This is a genomic window from uncultured Jannaschia sp., assembly GCF_947494055.1.
Classification (GTDB): Bacteria; Pseudomonadota; Alphaproteobacteria; order Rhodobacterales; family Rhodobacteraceae; genus Jannaschia.
In genome coordinates, this window is the sequence record NZ_CANLTR010000192.1 from 1 (window position 1) to 438 (window position 438).

The 438-nt window shown below is 65.5% G+C and carries 1 protein-coding gene; it reads left to right on the forward strand.

Features of this window, described 5'->3' with window-relative positions:
* The coding region (locus Q1A87_RS23810) for a transposase (RefSeq protein WP_299657369.1) at positions 1-438 on the forward strand (438 nt) is incomplete at both ends.

Below are 438 nucleotides of genomic sequence, written 5' to 3' on the forward strand. Positions count from 1 at the left end.
CGGCTCGCGCGTCGATACGGCCGCATCCGGCAAGAGATCGCGCGCCTGAAGGCGATGGACGAGGCGTTGACCGATGCGCCTGATGGGCAGATTTCCCTGACCGATCCGGACGCGCGCGCCATGGCGACCAGCGCGCGGCACAGCGGCCTCGTTGGCTATAACGTGCAGAACGCTGTCGATACCGAGACGCACCTGATCGTGGCTCACGAGGTCACGAACCAGGGTTTCGATCGGGATCAACTGAGCCCGATGGCGCGTGCCGCCAAGACTGCTCTGAAGCGCGAGGGTCTCCACGCGATCGCAGACAAGGGCTACTTCAGCAGCGCCGAGATCCTCGCCTGCGACCAAGCCGGGGTCACCGCGACGGTGCCGCGCCCCGAGACATCGGGCAATCGTTCCAAGGGCATGTTCGTGAAGGCCGACTTTGCCTACGATCCC